The organism is Streptomyces sp. MB09-02B (assembly GCF_033794485.1).
Classification (GTDB): Bacteria; Actinomycetota; Actinomycetes; order Streptomycetales; family Streptomycetaceae; genus Streptomyces.
This window is the reverse complement of the sequence record NZ_JARGEE010000024.1, coordinates 20,753-41,430: the sequence shown is the minus strand read 5'-3', so window position 1 is coordinate 41,430 and position 20,678 is coordinate 20,753. Positions and strand designations below refer to the sequence as shown.

Annotated in this window: 16 protein-coding genes and 3 pseudogenes; 10 read left to right on the top strand and 9 right to left on the bottom strand. The window is 66.1% G+C overall.

Annotated features, from left to right (window positions below; translation table 11 throughout):
* From P1P70_RS45690 to eccE, 3 genes are all read right to left on the bottom strand, one after another.
* Positions 1-1,041 (bottom strand): SCO5717 family growth-regulating ATPase (locus tag P1P70_RS45690; protein WP_413471423.1); only part of this gene is annotated, 1,041 nt, incomplete at its 3' end.
* Positions 1,042-1,338: 297 nt separating this feature from the next.
* Positions 1,339-2,112, bottom strand: a complete 774-nt coding sequence (locus P1P70_RS06145) for a hypothetical protein (protein WP_319235221.1) — start codon at positions 2,110-2,112, stop codon at positions 1,339-1,341.
* Between the two features lie 5 nt (positions 2,113-2,117).
* Positions 2,118-3,503 carry a type VII secretion protein EccE gene (eccE, locus tag P1P70_RS06140; protein ID WP_319235219.1) on the bottom strand — a complete coding sequence of 462 codons (1,386 nt, stop codon included), beginning with the start codon at positions 3,501-3,503 and terminating at the stop codon, positions 2,118-2,120.
* 205 nt (positions 3,504-3,708) lie between these two features.
* Between eccE and eccB the strand changes: the two genes are divergently transcribed.
* From eccB to P1P70_RS06120, 4 genes are all read left to right on the top strand, one after another.
* Positions 3,709-5,232, top strand: a complete 1,524-nt coding sequence (gene eccB, locus P1P70_RS06135; RefSeq protein WP_319235217.1) for a type VII secretion protein EccB — start codon at positions 3,709-3,711, stop codon at positions 5,230-5,232.
* A gap of 25 nt (positions 5,233-5,257) precedes the next feature.
* Entirely contained in the window at positions 5,258-6,604 is a 1,347-nt protein-coding gene (mycP, locus tag P1P70_RS06130) for a type VII secretion-associated serine protease mycosin (protein WP_319235216.1), read from the top strand.
* The gene (locus P1P70_RS06125; protein WP_319235213.1) at positions 6,592-6,816 is read left to right on the top strand and encodes a hypothetical protein; all 225 of its coding nucleotides are present in this window, start codon (positions 6,592-6,594) and stop codon (positions 6,814-6,816) included. The genes mycP and P1P70_RS06125 overlap by 13 nt, the downstream gene beginning before the upstream one ends.
* A 339-nt stretch (positions 6,817-7,155) precedes the next feature.
* Positions 7,156-7,668, top strand: a complete 513-nt coding sequence (locus P1P70_RS06120) for a hypothetical protein (protein ID WP_319235212.1) — start codon at positions 7,156-7,158, stop codon at positions 7,666-7,668.
* 290 nt (positions 7,669-7,958) lie between these two features.
* On the opposite strand, the gene P1P70_RS06115 is transcribed toward P1P70_RS06120, so the two are convergent.
* From P1P70_RS06115 to P1P70_RS06105, 3 genes and pseudogenes are all read right to left on the bottom strand, one after another.
* Positions 7,959-8,489, bottom strand: a complete 531-nt coding sequence (locus P1P70_RS06115; RefSeq protein WP_319235210.1) for a hypothetical protein — start codon at positions 8,487-8,489, stop codon at positions 7,959-7,961.
* A gap of 191 nt (positions 8,490-8,680) precedes the next feature.
* Positions 8,681-9,835 (bottom strand): annotated as a pseudogene (locus P1P70_RS06110) (hypothetical protein); the annotation flags it as partial.
* A gap of 18 nt (positions 9,836-9,853) precedes the next feature.
* A pseudogene (locus tag P1P70_RS06105) lies at positions 9,854-10,968 on the bottom strand (IS110 family transposase).
* Between the two features lie 199 nt (positions 10,969-11,167).
* Between P1P70_RS06105 and P1P70_RS45685 the strand changes: the two are divergent.
* The 3 genes and pseudogenes from P1P70_RS45685 to P1P70_RS06095 form a co-directional block, all read left to right on the top strand.
* On the top strand, positions 11,168-11,644 hold the full coding sequence (locus P1P70_RS45685) for an SUKH-3 domain-containing protein (protein WP_413471422.1): 477 nt from the start codon (positions 11,168-11,170) through the stop codon (positions 11,642-11,644).
* Between the two features lie 12 nt (positions 11,645-11,656).
* Positions 11,657-12,427, top strand: a complete 771-nt coding sequence (locus P1P70_RS06100; protein WP_319235209.1) for a transposase — start codon at positions 11,657-11,659, stop codon at positions 12,425-12,427.
* 342 nt (positions 12,428-12,769) lie between these two features.
* Positions 12,770-12,991: pseudogene (locus P1P70_RS06095) on the top strand (helix-turn-helix domain-containing protein); the annotation flags it as partial.
* Positions 12,992-13,010: 19 nt separating this feature from the next.
* Here the strand turns inward: P1P70_RS06095 and P1P70_RS06090 are convergent.
* The 3 genes from P1P70_RS06090 to P1P70_RS06080 form a co-directional block, all read right to left on the bottom strand.
* Entirely contained in the window at positions 13,011-13,514 is a 504-nt protein-coding gene (locus P1P70_RS06090; RefSeq protein WP_319235207.1) for a hypothetical protein, read from the bottom strand.
* 82 nt (positions 13,515-13,596) lie between these two features.
* Positions 13,597-15,897: a hypothetical protein gene (locus tag P1P70_RS06085; protein ID WP_319235205.1), complete on the bottom strand. Its 2,301-nt coding sequence runs from the start codon at positions 15,895-15,897 to the stop codon at positions 13,597-13,599.
* 118 nt (positions 15,898-16,015) lie between these two features.
* On the bottom strand, positions 16,016-16,522 hold the full coding sequence (locus P1P70_RS06080; RefSeq protein WP_319235203.1) for a hypothetical protein: 507 nt from the start codon (positions 16,520-16,522) through the stop codon (positions 16,016-16,018).
* Between the two features lie 601 nt (positions 16,523-17,123).
* Here P1P70_RS06080 and P1P70_RS06075 point away from each other — a divergent pair.
* From P1P70_RS06075 to P1P70_RS06065, 3 genes are all read left to right on the top strand, one after another.
* A complete protein-coding gene (locus P1P70_RS06075) occupies positions 17,124-17,570 on the top strand; it encodes a hypothetical protein (protein WP_319235202.1) in 447 nt (148 codons plus the stop codon).
* 2 nt (positions 17,571-17,572) lie between these two features.
* Positions 17,573-19,345 (top strand): hypothetical protein, encoded by a 1,773-nt coding sequence (locus P1P70_RS06070; RefSeq protein WP_319235226.1) that lies wholly within the window; start codon positions 17,573-17,575, stop codon positions 19,343-19,345.
* 64 nt (positions 19,346-19,409) lie between these two features.
* Entirely contained in the window at positions 19,410-20,669 is a 1,260-nt protein-coding gene (locus P1P70_RS06065) for a S8 family serine peptidase (RefSeq protein ID WP_319235224.1), read from the top strand.
* The last annotated feature ends 9 nt before the right edge of the window (positions 20,670-20,678 follow it).

Sequence of the window (20,678 nt, the reverse complement as noted above, 5' to 3'; positions counted from 1 at the left end):
GGTGGGAGCGGCGTCGGCGGCCCTCGTGACGTCGGGGGCGGCGGCATGCGGGGCAGGATTCGCGGGAACGGTGCCTTGCGGAGTCGCGCCTTGCGAAGCGAATCCCTCTGCGGGAGCGTCCGCCGGGACGGAGCCCTGGCCGGGGCTGACCTGCGAACCGGGGCCCTGGTGGGACGGGTCTTGCGGGCCTGTGCTCAGAGCGGACGGTTCCTGCGGCTCTGAGCCCTGAGCGGACGGCTCCTGCGGACCGGCAGGCTGCGTGACGGCGTCCTGAGACCCCGAACCCTCCGGCTCGGCCCCGTCGGTGACGCTTGCGGAGACGTCCTCGGAAGCCGCGACGCCGCCCGGCTGTGCGCCCTCAGTGTCACCCGCAGAGCCGGACACCACCGCGGCAGCGGAACCCTCGGCGTTGCCACTCCCCTCCTCGGTCTGACCGTCGCCGCTCTCCGCCTCCTGTCCCTCGCGGGACGAGGCGGCGTCACTCGACGTCTCGACGACCTCAGCGGCAGCGGAGGGGGCGGCACTCTCTTCGCTCGCACCCGAAGTCGCACCCGCATCCGCGGGATCGCTGGAGGGACCCGTGTGCGCGGCCACATCCGCGATCTCTTGCCTCAACGCGGTAGCCGAGATGCGCATGGTCGCGCCGCTCTCGATGTCCGCACCGTGGCCGCCGGCCTCGGGCGCCGCTGCCACCGGGGGCCACGGCGGCGGAAAAGCGCCACCCGAAGCGGCACCGGGCGGACCGGCCGCACCGGACATGTCGACGGGCGGACCGGCCGGCGGCGCGGGCGGGGGCGTCACGGCCCCGACGGCGGGAGGAACGCTCCCCGGCCCTGCCGCCGCGTCAGCGTGCGTACCCGAACCCGAACCCGAACCAGATTCCGAACCGACCCCTCCCGACGAAGCGTTCTGCGTGTACCAGGCAGGCGGCGCGTAGTCGATGGTGAACTCGCCCGTCGTCTCGACGGCGGACTCCGCGTCGGGCTGGTCATCGTCGGGTGTGGCCCATCCCCCGCGCATCCCGTCCCGATCGCTGCTCACAATTCCTCCTGGTGTGGTCGAGCACCCTCATGCCGTGCTGGGGCGACCGTTCCTGTCGTCCGTTTCGCCGGGCTGATCCCCCCTCGGGCCCCGGGCCATGCCGCACAGCCCGTACCACCCGATCGCGGGCAACTCGCGACGTGCTGTACCCCAGCCTAATCATCGCAACCGCGGGCACAGCAGGCCCGCCTCTCCAGACCGGCTTCCGTGAAGCGCTCAATTGCCTTGATCGTGTCGCAACTTGGACATACGCCCCTACCTGATCTCCGCTGCCGGGCTCGTCCCCGTTCGGACGACTCAGTCCACGCGACGTGCTCCGCCCAGGAGACCGGTCTCCGCGTCGGTGGCCTGGGTCATCACGTACTGCCGGTCCCGCTCCGTGCACCACAACGTGATGCCGTCCTGCAGTCCGGGCAGGGACCGGATCTCGGGGTGCGGCAGCCCTATCACACGCCCGATCTCCGTGGCCTCGTCCGGCGACACCCGCTGTACACCCACGAGGCGAGCCTGGCGCATCAACCGCGGCGCGACCGGACTCAGATAGGGAAGAAGTGTGAGTACGGACTGCCAGGGTGCTGATGCCACGCGTCCGCGGGGCGGTCGCATGCCGCAGTCACGCACCACCAACACCGGTGTGCCGGCCGACGCGCCCTGGGGCGGCACTCGCCCCACGTCGTACACGGCCAGGCCGTTCTGGCCGCCGCCGACGGCGTGCACCAGCGGCATCCAGGCCTGTGCCCGTCCTGTCTCCACGGCAACACGCGCCCCCGTCGCCGCCGCGCGGAGTGCCAGGACCTGGGCCGTCCACAGACCGCCGATGAGGACGACGTCGAACGGGGTCGGGCGGTTGATCCCGAGAACGGCGGGCTGGCCCTGTTGGTTGACACCCACCACCACACCGTCGTCTCCGATGGGCAGGGAGAGTGCCCCCACCTGTTCCACGGGCAGTGTGTGGCGCGGGTGCCGGGGACCCAACAGCCCGAACCCGGTGCGTAGTCGCTGTCCGAGGCCCGTGACCTCCGAAGTGCCTTCCGGTGCGGACGCGGACGACGGCGATGCCGATGCCCTCATGGCCATCAGCGGGTACCTCCGAGCGGCAGGGTGGCGAGAACGCCGGGGAGTTGTTCACGGTCCAGACGCACGAGCCCGGTCCGCGCCTGACGCGCTTCATGTTCCAGCTCGCGCCGCGCGTCGGTCAGCTCCTGATTGCTGCGACCGGTGATGCGAAGGTGGCCCGCAAGGGTGACGTCTTTCCGGCCTCCCTTGGCCAGCGTCAGACTGAAGGTCGTCGCCAGCGCGGGAACCGCGGTCAGATGTGCCACCAACTGTGCCAGCGAGGTGCCGGACTCGCCCAGTTGAGGCCAGCGGCGCACCCAGTACGTGGTGTGGCGACGATTGTCACAGCGCCAGCTGCGGCTGGACTCCTCGGTCCGCCGCTGTGGTGCCTCGTCCCGCCCGGTCTGTGCGGCCTGCGCGGTCACCATCGGGTTGGCGCACGCCGAGGTGGCGATGGCAGCTGTCAGCTCCTCCTCCGTCAACAGATTGGCCCGGAAGCCGGCGCCGGTCAGTCGACTGGACAAGTGCTCCGCCGACCGCACCAGACACTTCTGCGCCCCGCGGAGCCCGCCGCCGCGCGCGGCCACCGCTTCAGGGCACGACTCGGGGTCGAGTTTCAACGCTATCCACACGATGCGCACCGCCGGAGCGCCGGTCTGGGCCTGGAGCGGTGCGTAATTGCTCACGACGACCGACTGCTGGGGCAGATGCAGCGCGGGCGCCGGCTGGGTGTGCACCAGGATCTGCGCCGACTCCAGCCGGATTCCGTCGACTTCGAGGACGTCCTGCACGAGCGCGACGGGCAGCGGCCGGCGACTGCGCTCGGCGCGCAGCGCACCGGCATCCGACTCCAGCTGGAGCACTGCGGTGAGGAATCCTCCGTCGCCCACCATGCCGACCGGCCGCTGGTCGCGACGGTCGCCGCGGTGGAAGCTGTATGTCCGCAGGCTGGGATCACACTCCACGGCAGGTGCGAGGCCGGAATCGATCCCCGAAGGAGCCGGTGTGCTCGCGGCCCTGCGCATACGGGCCCGCAGTGCCAGCAGCGAGCCCAGCCACTCGGGCAGGGAGTGCCCGCGGCGTCGTACGAGAGCGAGCACGACCAGCACGGCGGCCGCCGCGACGGCCGGAATGAGCGCGGCCGTACCGGCGAGCCATCCGACGACCACGAGGGCGGCCGCCATCTCCAGCATCACCAGCCGCTGTACCGCGAACGAGCCACCGTGCCCCGAGTGGGACCTCAGATGGGGCGACACGGACCCGCGGGAAGACGCGGCGGCGTCGGGCGCCGCTCCCGACCGCGCTGTCGGAGAAGGAGAAGACGAACCGCGCGAACGCGACCGAAGCGTGCCACCTGATCGCGGCCCCGATTGCGATCGCGACCGGGCCCGTGTTGCGGAAGCCATTGCTCCAAAACCCCCGAACTCTCCCTAAAACCCATGCACTCAGGGCCCTGCACAGCCTGAACGCCCTGCCCGTGCCATCAGCACAGTCACGCAACAGGCATAGTAGGGGGCGTCTCTGACAGCCTGGGCGCCAGAGGCAATTGAGGACAGGGGCGGATCTTCACGGTTCCCCCCATGGCTCCGCACGGGGAGAGAGCGGACACAGATGGCATCACGGCGGGACGAACTCAACGCCTACACCTTCGCGAAGCGCCGTACGCTCGCATCCTTCCTTCAGCCGTCTCCGTCGGGTTCGGAGGAAGGCGCCCCCAAGCCGCTTCGGGCGCTGTGGCCCGGCGCTGTCGTCGGTGTGGTGATTCTCGCGGTCTTCGGGGGCATCGGTGTGTTCAGCCCGAAGGCACCCAAAGACTGGGCCAAGGCGGAGGAGCACGTCATCGTGGCGAGCGATTCCACCACCCGATACGTGGTGCTGAAGACGGATGGTCGCGAGCAGCTGCATCCGGTTCTCAACATGGCGTCGGCCAAACTGCTCCTGGATCCCGGCAAGGCCGACATCATCACCGTCGACGAGGAGATCCTCGACAGCGGCAAGCCGCCGCACGGTGCCACGATCGGGATCCCCTACGCCCCCGACCGTCTCCCCTCCCCCGACGAGGCGGAGGTCGCCAAGCGCTGGGCCGTGTGCGAGCGTCCCGGTGACGGCGGCCGCGCCATCCAGAAAGCCGCGTTCGTGCTGGCCGAGAAGGAGTTCGACAAGACGGGAGGCGCCGAGAAGCTCTCTGGCGGCGACCTGATGTACGTTGTCGGCCCGGACGGCAAGACGCAGTACGTGGTCGACGCGCGGGGCACGGCGTACCAGCTGGCCGACCCGACCGATACCGAACTGCTCAGGGCCCTCGACACCCAGGGCAGAGACCCGCAGCGCGTGTCCCAGAAATGGCTCGACACCCTCCACAAGGGCGACCCGATCTCCATCCCGGAGATCGACGGTACGCCCGGCACGAAGGCGAACGCCTCCACCGGCCTTGAGCAGTACGACAAGGTCGGTGAGGTCATCAAGGCATACGACGGTCGGCGGATGCAGTACTACGTGGTGCTGCAGGGCGAGGTGGCCCGGATCTCCGAGTTCGTCGCCACGCTGCTGCTCAACAGCGGGGACCTCGTCGACGTCGGACAGGCCGGAGAGGCACAACAGGTCCACCCCAGTGCGGTCGCCGACAGCACGACCTTCGAGGCGGACAAGACCTGGCCGGCGTTCAAGCCGAAGACGGTGAACGACGGCTCCAGCGCCACCTCGGGCCGCAACACCGTCTGCAACGTCCTGCTGTCGGTCGGCTCGCAGGGGAAGACAAAGCTGTCCACCTGGGTGGGCACCGACTTCCCGGCTCAACTGCCGACCGGTTCCTCCAGCGCGTATGTCACTCCGGGCTCCGGCCAGCTCTACCGCCAGTTCAAGGGTGCGGAGACGAGGGCAGGTGGCGTCTTCCTGGTCACGGACACGGGCCTGCGTTACGCGCTGCAGTCCAACAGCGACAGCACCACCGGGGACGAGGGCATCGGCACCTCGGCCAAGCAGCGTGAGGAAGAGCTCAACGAGGCGAAGATCGCCCAGACCCGGCTCGGCTACGAAAAGGTGACGCCCTCTCCCGTCCCGGCGCAGTGGTCGACGTTCCTGCCGACGGGGCCGCGCCTGTCGGAGGCGGCGGCGCGGCAGCCGCAGGGTTCGTAGACGCGCGGTGGAGGGGAGCGAAGCGATGTCGAAGGCGAACGCGAGGGCGCTGAGCGCGCGGCTCAGGCGGAACACGCGGCTCAGGCGGAACACAGAGACGTGGGGGCTCCGGAGCGGCTGGGGTACGAGACCGACGGCCCGGGCTGCCGCGACCGCGCTGATCGCCACCACCTCGGTACTCGCTCTGCCCGCGACCACTGCCTGGGCCGACGCCGGTCAGTGCACGTTCCCGTCGAAGGACTATGCGGGCCGTCCCTGGGCGCTGCAACGCGTCAACCTCGACGAGCTGTGGGCGCTGTCCACGGGGAAGAACGTCCAGGTGGCCGTGATCGACACAGGGGTGGATGTCAAGAACCCCCAGCTCACCAAGGCCGTGGACGCCGCCAAGGGCGCGAACTACCTGCCCGCGAAGAACTCCGAGGGCGAGAAGATCGACCGCGGCAACAGCCAGGGCACCACCGACACAGTGGGCCACGGCACACGTGTGGCCGGCATCATCGCGGCCCGGCCGCTGAAGGGGACCGGCTTCGTGGGCCTGGCCCCGGACGCCGAGATCATTCCGATCAAGCAGAACAACGCGGAGGGCGACGGAACGGCCCTCACCCTGGCGTCGTCGATCCGTCACGCCGTCGACGTGGGCGCCGATGTCATCAACATCTCGCAGGACACGGCCAACGCCGTGAAGCCCGATGCGAGGCTGGAGGACGCCGTCGACTACGCCCTCGACAACAAGGTCGTGGTCGTCGCCTCGGCCGGCAACGACGGCCTGGGCGGCAACGTCAAGGTCACCTACCCGGCGTCGTACGAGGGAGTCCTGGCGGTGGCGTCCTCCGACCGCAACAACGAACGAGCCCCCTTCTCACAATCAGGGGAATTCGTAGGAGTCGCAGCCCCGGGCGTCGACATGATCTCCACAGTCCCCGACGGCGGGCACTGCTCCGACAACGGCACGAGCTTCTCCGCGCCGTACGTGGCCGGTGTGGCGGCTCTCCTGAAGTCCAAGTACCCGGACTGGACCGCCCAACAGGTCGTCGCCCAGATCGAACAGACAGCGGAACGCTCGATCCCCGGCCATGACCCCTTGGTGGGGTGGGGAGTGGTCGACCCCGTCAACGCGCTGACGAACGTGGACCCGAAGCGCCCTGTCGAGAGCCCGAAGCCCGAGGGCGGAGTAGCCAGGGGCGAGGCACCCTCGGTCACCCCGCTGCACTTCGGCGAGTCGGCGGAGGAACGAAACACGCGCCTGGCGACGTATGTGACCGTAGGCGGCCTCGTCCTGGTGGCGGGGCTGAGCGGCACGGCGGTGGCGGTGCGGGACACACGACGCAAACAGCGACGCAGCCCGGAGGGCAACACCACATGGACCCGCTGACCCAACTGACCGTGCTGGGCCTGATTCTGTCCGCGGTACTTCTGGCCATGGCCTGCGTCAAGGCGGACTGGGTACGCGCCTGGCGCTCCCGCGTCAACCCATCGGCCGAGGAACTGCCCGACTCCGCCTTCATCGTCGCCCGCATCACCCTTATCACGATGGCCGGCATGCTCATCTACCTGGCTGTCCAGAGCTTCGGCGTCTCCCGATGACGCGGGGTGGGACGACAGCGAGCTGACCGGGGCGGTGCAGGGCCACGGACGGCCTGGACGGCTGGATGCAACCCGACCGACTGGGCTGGCGACTCCCTTTGCCTCGATCACTACTCGACTCCCCGCAAGGACATGGTGTCGCAGAACGGCGGCGGTGATGCCGGACTCTTGTCTGCCCGGCTACGTGAGAAACATGCTGCCCCTCGCCGCCCGTTGCCGCTCGGCCGACTGTGAGCGCCAAATGGATCGCAGGACGCACCGCGTTGCGTCGAAGTCGGCGAGCCGTGCTGGCCTCCACCTCGCGTGCACCGGCAAACCGACTCCGTATAGCTTGACTTCATGGGACTCTTCGACAAGCTGACCGGAACCAAAAGCCCCGCCAGCGGTGTCGCCCCGCGATCTGCGGCCGAGGTGCACGCGGCTCTGCTCGACCTCAACCGCCTTGACCTCCCCTACGTCATCCGAGACGGTCGAGAGGAGGGGGCAGACCTGGTGGCGGAGTGGCGCATCCTGGACCCGGCCTGGCAGACCTTCTTCGGCCGCACCCAGGGGAGTCGGGTCTTCCAGGTGCGGATGCGCCTAGTTCCGGAAAAGAACGAAGTTCGTTCCCTCGATCAGGAATACGAGGTCACTTGGGTCGGCGAAACGCCCAGACTGGCCGTCGCGGCAGAGGCCCGACGTGGCCAGGGACATACGGTTTCCAAGAGCTGGACGCTCGGCCGGGGCCAAGACGGCCGCCTCGAAGCGAACGAGACGTTCACCTTCGACAGCTTCGAGCTGAAAGGCCCTCTGCAGGACGCCGTTCTGGACGCGGGATGGACCTGGCGCGGAGTCATCACCGGCAAGTTGTGAGGTTGGCGGGCCCTGACCTCGCCGCCTTGGTGTGCGGCTCAACAACCTCACCCTGGCGGCCGCACGTCAGTGGTGGTCGTCGAGATCACCGGGCAGGCCCTGGTGATCGCGTACCGAGTTCAGCCCAGAACGTCGGGCCGCCGCCCGCCCGACGCTGCCCCCCCAGCGGCTGGCCAGGGCAGTGGTGATGAGCAGGCCACGCCTGTGTTCTTCTTCTGCTTCCACTTGCGAGCCCGGTAGCCGTGACGGCGGGATCGGGACCTTGAGCCTCGGACCCTGCACTCGTCTCTTCACCAGCGGCTAGGCAGAATCCAGCACGGGCTTCGGGGGAGCCCGCCGTTCTTCTCGCAGCGCAGTTCCTTGGCCATGGCCAGCGAGACGGAGTGGGCCACGGTCGCGTAGGCGTCCTTCAACGCCTCTATGGCACCCTCGGGTTCATGAAATGGATCCCGGTACTCCACGCCGATCTCGATGTGGGCCGCATCCGACGAGCCACCCAACTTGTCGCTCTTGCATGCGAACTGGACGTACGCCTTGTTCGCCGCTGCCAGGGCCCGCTCCCCCATCTTCAGCACGGTGAACTCCGACGCGGGGGTGCCCGTCGCAGCAGTGTCGACCCGCCTCCAGGTGATTCTGAGGTCGAAATCCGGCGTGTCGGTGGGCGTGTAAACACGGCAGACGTCCCCGCGGTACACGTTGGGATCCCAGAATGTCTCGACAATGGTCGTCGCGGCCTGCGCGGTGGTGTACCTCTCTGCCGAGGCCTCGAACCGCGACGCCCCCGTGATCACCTTCAGTGCCTTGGACGCGTCGTCGGACATGGCGTCGCCACCGCAGAGTTGTGTCCCCGTAACGACCTTGTAGTCGTCCGGAACTCCGTCCCCGTCCCCTCCACAACCTGTGGCCCCGAGAAACAACGAGCCGGCCACGGCCGCGGAGAGGAGCCCCCCGCGTACTGACCTACGACTGATCACTGTCCGCATCCTTATGTGTCCCCGGCCGTCCACCGGCCTCAACCGGTTTCCGGGTCGTGGCCCTGCTGGTTCTCCCGGTCGTTGCCGACTGCGTAACAGAGCAGCATCGATTCACGTAGGTCCTGTGCGAAATCGCTGCGGGGGTCCACGCCGTTGTGCCGCAAGAAAGCATCCATCGGGACCTCGGCCATACTCTCACCGGCGGAGTAGATCTCGTCCTTCTCCGCGTCGGCGAGGTCCTCCATCTTCCCCTTGTGCTCATCCACCGATTTTTCGGACATGTCGCCGACCATCTGACCGATGACCTGTTCGGCAGCGCCAGCGGCGGTATCCGTCGCCAGCGAGATAAGCACTGCGGCCGTGCCTACGGCCGCAGTCGCGGGCAGGAAGGCGACGCCCGCCGCGATGCCCACCGCGGCCCCGAACTGGACCCAGCCCGCTCGCTTGGCGACCGCCTTCTCGTAGTCCTCGTGGGTCTTGAGGTTCGTCGCCTCCACATGGTCGGCCCGGGACTGGTCGAGCATGCCCTGGACCTCGGCGCCCACCCGCACGGTCGCCCTGGCAGCGCCCTCCTTGATCCCGTCCGAACCCACTGTCTCTTCCAGCACGCTACGGGTGTAGACCTGCTCCGCGGCCGAGACCGTCGCGTAGGCGTCCGGGTGCTGACCCAGGGTGCTGAGGAAGCCCCGGACGATACTCCGCCCGTGACCGTCAACGGTGTCCGCGAAGTCGAGGTGGCCCTCCGGGTTCTTGCCCGGCGCGAACACGCTCTCCGGGTCGTTCTTGTCCAGCGCCCAGTTGATGTCGTCGATGTAGCCGCCGCCCATGACGCCCAGGCTGTCGGCCAACGCTTCGTGGCGCTCCTTCAGCAGACCCCGGTCCGCACCGTACTTCTCCATGACCTGCTGCATGACCGCGGCGTTGTCCGCGTCCCGCACCACGCCGGCGTCCGAGTGCCCAGCCGGGTAGCCGAGGGTTGCTGCCTCCAAAGCGTGGCCAAGAGTGTCCGGCATCTGGTCGAGGGCTGCCTCGTGCTCGTCGACCGAGTTGACGTCAGGGAAGGACTCCCACTTCTCGTTGCCGAAAAAGTCGAAGTAGTTGTCGATCGCCTGGCCGTCCTTGTCCTTCCCGAGGTCGGCCGTGGCACCGCGGTCGACCGTGCCGTCCTCGTTGTACGCGGTCGGCGGGTCGGTGATTCCTAATGCTGTTTGTCAAGCCGCGTGAGCGGCGGGAGGCACGGCCCCGTAGGTCCGTCCGTCGCGTAGGAGGGCCCAGAGGACGTTGACACGGCGGCGGGCCAAGGCGAGGACGGCCTGGATGTGGCGCTTGCCTTCGGAGCGTTTGCGGTCGTAGAACCGTCGGGAGTCGTGGGCGGCGGAGGTTGCCGCTGATCATGCCGGAGTCACGGGGAACGGGAGCAACGCCGCCGAAGCCGGCTAGGCGGTCAGGAGTGCCGAAGAGACTCATGTCGCCGCCGGTCGCGGCAAGGAACTCGGCACCGAGGATCACGCCCAGGCTGGGCATGCTGGTGATCACTTCGAAGTCCCGATGTTCGCGAAACCGGGCCTCGATCGCCTCATCGCGCTCGGCGACCTGCTGGTTGAGGGCCTTCACTTCCCGCGCGAGTGTGTGCACCATCTGGGCGGTCAGTTGTTCGCCGGGCAAGCTGGCGTCCGGCGGCTTCCAGCGCTGTCTCGGCGAGCCGGTCAGGGCGCAGGACCTTGCGGTTGCGCAGCCAGGTCTCGAGCCTCTTCTTGCCTGTCCGGCGCAGGGAGGTCGGGGTCTGGTAGCCGGTCAGCAGCATGAGCGGGCCGGTGTTGGTGAGGTCCAGTGCCCGTTCCAGGCCAGGGAAGATGCCAGTGAGTTGGGCGCGGAGCTGGTTGACGGTGCGGGTGCGGTCGGCGACCAGGTCCGTGCGCCGGCCGGTGAGGATCTTGAGGTCGGTGACGGTCTCGTCGCTGGTGCGTAAGGGGTGCAGGTCGCGGCGGATTCGGATCTGGTCGGCGATGACGGCGGCGTCTTTGGCGTCGGTTTTGCCTGCGCCGCGGTAGCTCTCGGAGGCGCGGTGGATGGCCCGGCCGGAGATGTTGTGCACCGGCTGGTCGTGGTTGGACAGGATTGTGATGGCCAGGGCGGCTCCGCCGTCGCCCAGGTCGATGCCCCAGGTCACGTCATCACCCAGGGCCAGGACGTCGGTGAGAAGTTCGAGGAGTTCGGGTTCATCGTTGGCGACGCGTCGGGACAGCAGCTGGTGGCCGCTCTCGTCGATCGCGACGCAGTTGTGGTGCGTCTTGCCTGCGTCGATGCCGGCCCAGATCATGGCCATGTGGTGCCTCCGCGTGGTGTGGTGCTTGTGCCTCCCGACGGACGACCTCGCTGTCGATTCCCTAAAGCTTGTCCCGTAAACGATCTCCGTACCTTCCGCGACCAGTAGCCCTGTCCGCTGGTCCAGATGTGCGGCAGACTTCGGGCAACAGACATGACCGAGGGGATGGGGAGGGCGCATAGAACACGTCAGTGAGTCGTTGAAGGGCTGTGGTCCATCGGTACTGGACGCGCTTGGTGCTGCTGGGTGGACAGCAGGTCGCAAGATCGCCACTGGAGACTGGACTCAGCAACTGGCAGCCGCTGGGTTCGAGCTAAACGAGATGGGGGTCGGGGTCTGGGCCGAGTTCGGCGAGCTGACGATCAGAAGCTGCCCCGCTCGCGTTCCTGCCTCGTCACTGCACATAGACCCCGTGGACGCTTGCGTCGACACCGCCGCGGAGGCGTCCAAGCTGAGGCGCCGATACGCGGAGAGCTACAGCCCTCTGGGTATGTGGTCGGTCCAGTTCAGGTCGTATATCGCGGCCAGCGGGCGCGTCGTCGCCGTCGGCCCGAATTTCCTCTGGCCCCTGGGGTCGACCTTCGCAGAGGCGCTGGCCTACGTGGTGGACGGCGATGCCGGCGTCAATCGCGCAGAACAAGCAGACTGGCTCGCCAACTGCCTCCCCGGCAGATGAGACGATCTCGCGGTGGCTGGTGTGATCACGGCGTCGGAGCCTTCCTGGATAGCCCCGTTCACCGGGCTGAGCCCACGGCAGTTCGACAAGATGGTCACCGCGCTGCGGCGCGAGGGTGCGGACCCGGTCCGCAAGGGCCGGCCCTGGAGCCTGCCGCTGGAGGATCGGGTCCTGCTGGTGGCCGCGTACTGGCGCACGAACCTCACGCTGCGGCAACTGGCCCCGCTGTTCGGGGTGTCGAAGTCGGCCGCAGACCGCATCATCGACCACCTCGGCCCTTCGCTCGCGTTTCAGCAGCGCAGACGGTTCCGCAAGGACACCGTGCTGATCGTGGACGGCACCCTGGTTCCCACCCGCGACCACACCGTCGCCGAGCAGTCGAAGAACTACCGGTACTCCACCAACCATCAGGTCGTCATCGACGCCGACACCCGGCTCGTCGTCGCCGTCGGCCGGCCGGTCCCAGGGAACCGCAACGACTGCACGGCATGGGAACTCTCCGGGGCGAAGGACGCCGTCGGCCGCACCACGGTGATCGGGGACGGCGGCTATCGCGGAACCGGCGTGATCATCCCGCACCGCCGTGACCCCGGGCAAAGTGAACTCCCGGCCTGGAAGGAAGAGCACAACCGTTCACACCGCAAGGTCCGCGCCCGCGTCGAGCACGCCTTCGCCCGGATCAAGACCTGGAAGATCCTCCGCGACTGCCGCCTCAAAGGTGACGGCGTCCACCACGCCATGCTCGGCATCGCCCGCCTGCACAACCTCACGCTGGCCGGCTGAGAAGCAACAACGATGGTCAACCGGCATGTCGTAGATCATTTACGGGACAACGCTTACTCAGCGATCATCCGCAATTCCTAATTGGCAGCCGAGTCGTCGTGGGGGACCGGGCGGCCAATCACTGAAAGCCACAAGCGGCAGAGCTTTTTAAATCACACCCGGTGCCCCTGGGTGGATGAACCATACGAGGGGCTCACCGCGTCCCGCAGAAAAACGTAGGGAGCTTCTTCGAGTTGGCCACCGATCAGGTGATGGCCCCGTGAAGCGCAGCGAGCGAGGCCCCCGGGCTGTTGATCGAGATGTCTGACGTCTCAATCACGTTGCTCGGGGGCCTCACTGGTCATGATCCTGCCGCACTCGCTACCGCATGCGCTCGTGGAGTGGGTCACCATGCTGATCGTCACCCGCGAGGGCGACTGCCGCTGCAAGGTCCGTCCGTCCCAACGCGCGATGATGGCACTGGTGTACCTGCGCGAACACACCACCCGGGCAAAGATCGCCGCCGGGTTCGGGATCAGCGAGTCCACCGCACACGCCTACACCAGCGCGGTCATCCACCTGATCAAATACTAGCCCTGCCGCCTCAGTTGCATCGACTAGAGTCCTCAAGTTCCTTGGTGTACGCCGTGATCAATTTCTTCATTGCATCGGAGTCCGATCGATCGGGAGTGAACACCTGGATCACGGCGTACATATTCTGATCGAGATGATCCGATGACTTGCAAGATGCCGAGGTCTTCCCTACAGCGCCAGTGCCCGAGTATAGGTAGCGGTTGTCGTCGGTCACTTGGCCATCCTCCATTTTGTCGTAGGCGGCGGCGACAGTGGACGCGCTCTCTCCGGTACTCCACCATGTCTGGATTTGCCGAACTGTTACGGCTCCATCGACGATCACGTCACACCGTTTCGTTCCCCCGTTGGGGGAGGCGGGCTTCACGGAGATGGAGTCTCCCCCCGGCAGGAAAGCGCCGAGTAGAACAGGTTTCAATGCAATTCCGCAGAGTGCGCTGGGGACCGTGTAATTCTTCTCTTCTTCTCCGCCTCCGCCTGAGCATGCGGCAATTGCTGTGGTGACTGCCAGCGTCATGGCGAGAGTGGCTGAAGCTCGAACAATTCCTACAGGGCGGTTGGGTTGGGGGCGGAACATGACCAGTCCCTCTCGTATGGTGTCAGATATCGGTCTTGAGGTGTGGTGTCATGTACTCAGTGTTTGTACCCGCGTCCCGGAAGCCCTGCTGCGCTGCCGTGCGCGCCTTCTCATCGACGCTGATGTCTTGAAGGTCAGTGCGACCGTGGGCCTTGGCCGCGAGTTCGGCGGCCCGCTCGGTGTAGGCCGCGTTCTCTTCGAGTCCGCTCTCCCAGTTCTCTCCCATAGTGGATCCAGCATTTTCCTTTGCGTGCCCCTCTGCATTCTGGAAGAGCTCCTCGAGGACCATGCTGCTGACAGTGCCAGCTAGGCCGCCAGCGGCAGCACCGGCAACCGGGCTTGCGACGAACGTCGCGCCAACGCCAATACCCGTTCCGATGACACCTGAGACACCGTTCTTCCACTGGGCGACAGAATGGTCGTAGGCTTTGTCGTCCTCGTCTGCCGGGCCGGCAACTGCCTCTTGACGTCCGATGGCCAATGTCCCCGAGACCTCGCCCGAACCGTGTGCGAGCTGCTCGACAGCGAATTGCGTGTCCTTCGAGTATCTGTCACTTGCCGGCAGGTCCGGGTTCATGTGGTAGTCCATCAGGTTTGCCATGTAAGACTTATTCGCTACTTCGACGGCTGCATAACCTTCAGGGTTCTGCCCGACTGCAATAAGTAGTGCAGTCACGTCCCGATGGTTGAGGGTGGCGGATGAACCACTGACAGGGAAAAGTTTGTTTGTGTCTTCGTCGGAGTCGTCCGTCATTGCCCGATTAATATCCGGGAGATACTCTGATGTGATCTGTCCAATACTGTCGGACATGTACCCATTATCGGTGAGACGTCCGCCATCATCTGAAATGGACGATACGAGACTCTCGAACAGCCTCGTCTGTTCTTCGTTGTGGGCAGGTGTGTCCGCTGTCGGTAGCTCGCCAGCCGGATGCCCTGTAGTCGCCGCCTCCAGCGCTAGTGCCAGATTGTTCTTCCCCGTGTGGAGATCATCTCCGGTGGAGCTCGTCTCCTGGGGCCAATCCCGTTCCTCAAAAAGGTACTGGAAGTTGGATAGCTCCTTTTTGGCCATGTATTCGTCTTCGTCATCGGAGTCCCACTCGAAGGGGTTTTCCGGATCGTCCTTCGAAACGTATTGCTGGTTGAAGAAATCGGTAGCCGCCGCAGGGCTGTTGGACAGGCCCTTCAAGTAACCCGTGAGCGGGTCGGAGCCGCTGTCCTCTCCGATCCGGTTCAGTCGGGGACTGCTGCCGATCTGCTGCCAGACCCCGTTCCCATGCTCGCCATTTCCGGTGAGCCTGCGCTCGGTGTCCATGAGCTTGGTGCCGTAGTCGTGCAGGAACTGGTCGTCGTAGTCGCCGGTTCGCATCAGGTTGCTCATGACCTGGAAGCCCATCGGACCGCCGCTGGTGCCGTAGATCGGCTTGTCGCCGATGTCGATCATCTGGCGCTTCCAGTCGGTCATGGCCAGGGAGTCGCTCTGCGAGGCGTGGGCCAGCGTGGTGCCAAGGTTGCGCTGGAGGTCGTCGAACTGGTCGAGACGCTTGTGAGTGAGTTCGTAGTTTCCCCTGTTGGTGTCGGTGACACCGGTCCAGAACTCAAGAGTCTTCTTCGGACCGAGGGTCGTCGCGAACGTCTCGCCGAAGAGGTCATCGTTTGCGTACTTCTTGAGTCCGTCGTTGAGCCTGTCGAAGTCCTTGACCGTCAGGTCGTCGGGGTCCTTCTTCGCGAGCTTCGCCAGTTCCTTGGCCGCCTTGACAGCTGCGGCCGCGGAATCCCGGTCGGAGTAGTTGGCGTCCGAGAAGCCCAGCCTGCTCTGATCGGCGATTGCTTGGAGGACGGTACTTGCCGAGTCGTCGCTCTGGGTGGCTTTGTTCAGAATTCCCTGGACCTCGTCGCGAAGCGCGGTGATGTCCCCCTGGTTGTCCGTGTCCGCCTTGGCGCGGCCTTCCGGAGGAACGTCCGAGGTGACTGTGAATCCGCCCTCGTACCCGATGACCTTCAGGTTCTTCTTCCGTCCGCGGTCGATGGCCTCGGTCAGCTGCCGGTGATAGCCCTTCAGCTCGCCCCAGGTGTCGCTGAGGATGCTGTGAATGGTTTTGGCCTGTGTGTGGGCATCGGCGAACTCGCCCGCCGTCTTGCCGATGAACTCCTTGGAGACCTGGGCGTTCACACCAGCCCAGTTGGCCTTGTTCGCGGCCTGGTGCAGCCCGTCTTCGGCGTCCTTCTTCAGTTCTTCGAGGCGATCGACGAGTGTCGACCAGTCGGTGACGGCGTCGTCGAGCAGTTTGAAGCTGGCATGGAGGAGAGTGTCGAGTTGCATCGGGTTTCGTCCTCAGGGCAGAAAAGTAGGGGGAGTAGGCGTTGGGTGCCGCACGGCGCAGATGCCGGTACTGGGCGGCGGCGCGGTGGGACCATGCCGTCGACGGCCCGAGCCGCCGCTACTCCTTCTTCTTGCTCTCCTCCGGGTAGTAAGCACGGTTCTTTTCACCAGGCCCGCCGACGCGTTCGTCGAATCCGGCGTCCAACGCGTCGATGCTGCTCATCTGCCGCTGGATGTAGCCATCGTCACCGTCGTGCAGCTTCGTGGTGACATGCATGTGGTTCGAGATGTGTGCGACGGCGTCCCTCAGGGACTTGAGCTGCTCTTCCCAGCGGGTCGACACATGCTTGAGGCCGGCGCCGAGGGCGAAGCCTTGCTTCGACAAGTCACCGGCCGCCGAGTCACTGCTGGGGACGGCGACGCGGGCCTTGTCCCAGAGATCGTTGTAGAGGGTGTGCGCGATCTTGCCGATCTTGCTCAGATCGGTCTGACTGGCCTTGAGGACCCCGAACTTCTCCGGAAGCGCAGAAGAGCCGCCACCACCCTCGACCCGGTTCAACTGCATGTGCGTCGACTGCCGCTCGGCTGCCTCCGCCTTGATCTGCTCCCACTCTTCCCATGCCATGGGTAGACCCTTCCCCCGTGTGCTCGGCCAGCGCTCCTCATGCCACCGTCTGGGACAGACGCTGCTGTTCCGATGGTGTGGGTGCGAGTCAAGTTAGCAACCCGGCCCATGGTGAGTTTGGATCACATCCACTGTACGTAGATTGTCGGTCGTGAAGGTTCGCGGGAGACATGTGCTCGGGACCCCGGTGACGGCTGGAAGGGGGAGGGGACCCGTGGTTGGGTGTCGCTTCGGCCACGACACGCAGGAGTTGACGCGGAGAGTCGATTGGCTGCCTGCGCGAGTCTGATGAAGATCGAAAGCAGTGTGATGCCGTCGTCCGTGGTGGCCCTGCATCATGGGGTAGAGCCACGCGGGCCCGGTGCACGGCCCGTCATGTGCACCCGTTCACAGTGAACAGGCAAGACGGGCAAAGGGTGACAGCCGGTCGGTCTCGTAACCGGGCTGACGTACATCGCTGTTGGCCCTGTTGTGCGGGTTGACTACAGTGGCAAAAGCGCCGTGAGGCACGGCTCGCTTTGCGAATCGTACGGCGCGTGGTTGGCCGAGTCCCGATCAAGGTCGGGGCTGACGGGTGTGCGGGGAAACGGGGAGGGGCATCGTGCTTCCGGCAGAGATGGCGGGGGGTGTGTCGGCGGCCAGGGCGGCGAACCTGGAGGCCAGTGGCGAGGCGCTGGACAAGTTCGTGAAGCGGGTGGACGCGGTTCTCCGCGACCTTGAGACGTCGGCCGGCAACCCGACGAAGGTGGGTGCTCAGACCATCAGGTCCACGTCCCTGAGCGCGGGGGCGGACGGCATCTTCCCTGAGGCCGATGGCTTGTACACGCAGTACAACCGGGTCCATCGAGAGCTCACGTCCCTGTCCAAGACCCTGCATCTGCAGATTGAGGCGACCGCCATCGCGGTTCAGGGTGCGCATCGGGGCTTCGACAACCTTGAGGAGGAACTGCGGCAGCGGTTCCACGCCATCCAAGGAGAGATCACGGAGATCCAGGATGCCAAGGACGGCAAGCAACGCGTCGGTGACGGCCGCACGATGGTGAAGTGACGATGACTGACAAGCGGCACGAGGCGGACGTCGACCGCGTCGAAGGGCAGAACGGCGTCACGGACATTGTCCGAGGGTTTGAGGACCGTCCGCAAGGTGGCTTGCTCAACCGAATGGTGCGCTCGGCCTTCGTGGACAGTTCGCTGGGGCGGACCATCGCGGATCGGACAGACTTCGAGAAGCGTGACTTCGACCTCAATCAGCTGATTGACCTCGTCGAGCGAACAGACCCGGAGGACCTGGAATCCTCGGGCAAGGCGCTGTGGGATGCGCGCGACGCCATCAAGGCGGCAGCTGACGAACTCGAAGGCCACATCGACAACGTCCACTGGGTCGGAGAATCGGGTGATGCCTTCCGCAAGTGGGGCAGCTCGCTCGTCACCAACACGCACCACTTGAGTGACTTCGCGGGAACTGCAGGGGACCAGATCACCGCAGCCGCCGTGGGCCTTGCGTCTGTGCGCGGTGCCATGCCGTCTCGTGACGCGGAAGCGAGCCGGAAGCGGCCCGAGCACTTCACAGAGGCCGAGAAAGTCGCGGACAAGAGCGAGTATGCGGCAGCCGTACGGGTGGAGAAGGACCGTCAAGAGGCGATCAACCAGATGAACCGGTTGGCCTCGTACTACGCGGTGTCCGAAGAGGTGCTGGCCTCCCTACCTGCCAAGGACAAGACGCCGGAGTTCACGGCCATGCCTGATGTCGGAGTTCCCAAGCCTGTTGCTCCGCAGGTGGATTATGGCCCTTCGGCGGCCGGTACGGACTCACACACCCACGGGACAGCACCTTCCGTGGGCGCTCAGGCGACTGGCGATATCTCCAGGCACACTGCAAGCGACAACCAGCTCACCACCAATGACGTCACCAGTAAGATCACGTACCCCGACGAGCCTGTCCGTACCAATATCGACAGCGTCGGCACGCTGCCACCGTCCACAACTACACCCGCGACCGGCCACATTCCGCCGTCATTGGGTACCCCTGCTCCCGGTGGCGGCCAGCAGGGTATGTTCGAGGGTGGTCTAAGGGCACCGGTCTCAAACGGTACGTCAGGCCGGAACCTGGGCGGATCGAATAGTTTCCGTAATCCTGCGTCGGCTCAGGGGCGCACTGGTTTGCCCGGTTCGCCTAGTTCGGCTCCTGGACGCTCTACGGGGCAAGGGCCCATGAACCAGATGGGGCGACCCACGTCGACCGGACGGCCCACTGCCGGAGGCGTGGCTCCCGGATCGCATTCGTCCCAGATGGGCCGTGCGGTCACCGTCGGTACGCCGCGAGCCGGTGGCACGGCTGCTCCGCAGGCGAACAGCCGTCCTGTGACCGGAGCCGGTCGCGTGAATGGAGTTGTCGGGGGACAGCCCACTGCCGCTGGCGGCGCTTCCGCGAAGGGTGCGGCGAGAATTCCTCGCGGCACGATCATCGGTGGCGAGGGGGCGGCGGCCAACTCGCGGCCTGCTACTGGTCGGCCGGGGCAGCGTGGGGTTTTCGGAACGCCTGAGACCGGGGCGAGGTCAAATTCAAGCGCGACACCCCCTCGTGGGGGTTCCGGAACAACCGAGGCTGTCACGGGTAGGCCGACCGCACGCAACTCCGTGTCAGGAGCCGAGCGTAACGGCCTGACGCGTGGCGGCGCCGGACTCGTGCGCGGCCCTGGCCACGGGACGCCCGGTAACGACGGGAACACCCAGGGATTGCCGCGCCTCGACCACCGGCTCGAAGACGAAGAGACTGACCTGCCCAACAGGCCGCGGCGTGACGTGCCGCCGGTCGTCAACTGACCGAGCATGAGCGAGGACACGGAACACGATGACGTCAGGGACCAGCCGACGAGCCGAGCAGGCCATGTTCCATGGATCGCGCTGCGGTAGACGAGTCCGGGCTGTGGGTGCGCTGGTCGGTGCCCTGGCGGTCGTGAGTGTGGGATTCGCTCCTGGTGCCGCTGCGTACGACGCCCAGTCCGAGCAGTGGTACCTGGAAGCGATGCAGGCCCAACAGATGTGGAAGGTCAGCACAGGCAAGGGCATCAAGGTGGCTGTCATCGATAGCGGGGTGAACGCAGATACCCCGTCATTGAAGGGGCAGGTTCTGGTCGACGAAGTGCCCAAGTCGGTTGCGTACGGCGCTACGGACGATCAACTAGGCCATGGAACCTCCATGGCCGAGTTGATCGCAGGTACGGGAGCAGGCGGAGGCCTGCAGGGGTTGGCGCCGGGGGCGAAGATCATTCCGTATCGCATTGAGCTTGAGGGACTTAAGGGCGGGGCGGAGGAACTGGAGAAGACCCCTGATCTCATAGAAGCGATCAGGGCGGCAGCCGACACTGACGCGCAGATCATCAGCATGTCGTTCGGATCAGTGGGGCCGAGTTCCAAAGAGAAGGAAGCCGTCGAGTACGCCGCTTCGAAGGGCAAGTTGATGATCGCCTCGGTTGGCAACAAGGGGCAGACCAAGGGCGCGATCGGCTATCCGGCCGCATACCCGTATGTGCTCGGGATCGCGGCAGTGGACTCCTCCCTAACGGTGCCAGAGTTCTCCTCGTCAGGAAATTACGTGGATCTCTCGGCACCAGGGGCAGGCTTCCCGGGGTGGTGCGATGCGACCTTCCGCTCGTACTGTGACGACAGGTCCGGCACGAGTCCTGCAGTCGCCGTAGCCGCCGCCTCCGCGGCCCTGATCTGGTCCGCCCACCCTGACTGGACGGTGAACCAGGTCACCCGCTCCCTGATCGATACCGCTGGCCGCACATGGGCGAAGGACGAACCGAGCAAGTACGCCGGTTATGGCTTCGTCCGTCCTCGGATCGTTCTCAAGGACCCGGACTATGACGCCGGCTCTGCCGACGTCGACCCCCTCGCAAAGGACAACGGCGGAGATCTTCTGGCCGACTCTGCGTCCGCTGCTTCGCCCCCTCCCTCCCCCTCTCCGTCGATCGCATCACCGGCACCCGAAGAGCGCTCCACAGGCGGCACATCGGCTGCAGGATCAGCTGCGAAATCGACCGATGACAGCAACACCCTTTGGATCGCGCTCGGCGCAGCCGCCGCAGCCATCGTGATCGGTGGTGTCGGCGTGGCCGTAATGCGGGCGCGACGCGCCAGGTGACATCGACAG

Bases quoted from the DNA above. Each gene is read 5' to 3' on its own strand.
- P1P70_RS06145 (WP_319235221.1), bottom strand. From the start codon at position 2,112: ATGAGGGCATCGGCATCGCCGTCGTCCGCGTCCGCACCGGAAGGCACT.
- eccE (WP_319235219.1), bottom strand. From the start codon at position 3,503: ATGGCTTCCGCAACACGGGCCCGGTCGCGATCGCAATCGGGGCCGCGA.
- eccB (WP_319235217.1), top strand. From the start codon at position 3,709: ATGGCATCACGGCGGGACGAACTCAACGCCTACACCTTCGCGAAGCGC.
- mycP (WP_319235216.1), top strand. From the start codon at position 5,258: ATGTCGAAGGCGAACGCGAGGGCGCTGAGCGCGCGGCTCAGGCGGAAC.
- P1P70_RS06125 (WP_319235213.1), top strand. From the start codon at position 6,592: ATGGACCCGCTGACCCAACTGACCGTGCTGGGCCTGATTCTGTCCGCG.
- P1P70_RS06120 (WP_319235212.1), top strand. From the start codon at position 7,156: ATGGGACTCTTCGACAAGCTGACCGGAACCAAAAGCCCCGCCAGCGGT.
- P1P70_RS06115 (WP_319235210.1), bottom strand. From the start codon at position 8,489: ATGTCCGACGACGCGTCCAAGGCACTGAAGGTGATCACGGGGGCGTCG.
- P1P70_RS06090 (WP_319235207.1), bottom strand. From the start codon at position 13,514: ATGACGCTGGCAGTCACCACAGCAATTGCCGCATGCTCAGGCGGAGGC.
- P1P70_RS06085 (WP_319235205.1), bottom strand. From the start codon at position 15,897: ATGCAACTCGACACTCTCCTCCATGCCAGCTTCAAACTGCTCGACGAC.
- P1P70_RS06080 (WP_319235203.1), bottom strand. From the start codon at position 16,522: ATGGCATGGGAAGAGTGGGAGCAGATCAAGGCGGAGGCAGCCGAGCGG.
- P1P70_RS06070 (WP_319235226.1), top strand. From the start codon at position 17,573: ATGACTGACAAGCGGCACGAGGCGGACGTCGACCGCGTCGAAGGGCAG.
- P1P70_RS06065 (WP_319235224.1), top strand. From the start codon at position 19,410: ATGTTCCATGGATCGCGCTGCGGTAGACGAGTCCGGGCTGTGGGTGCG.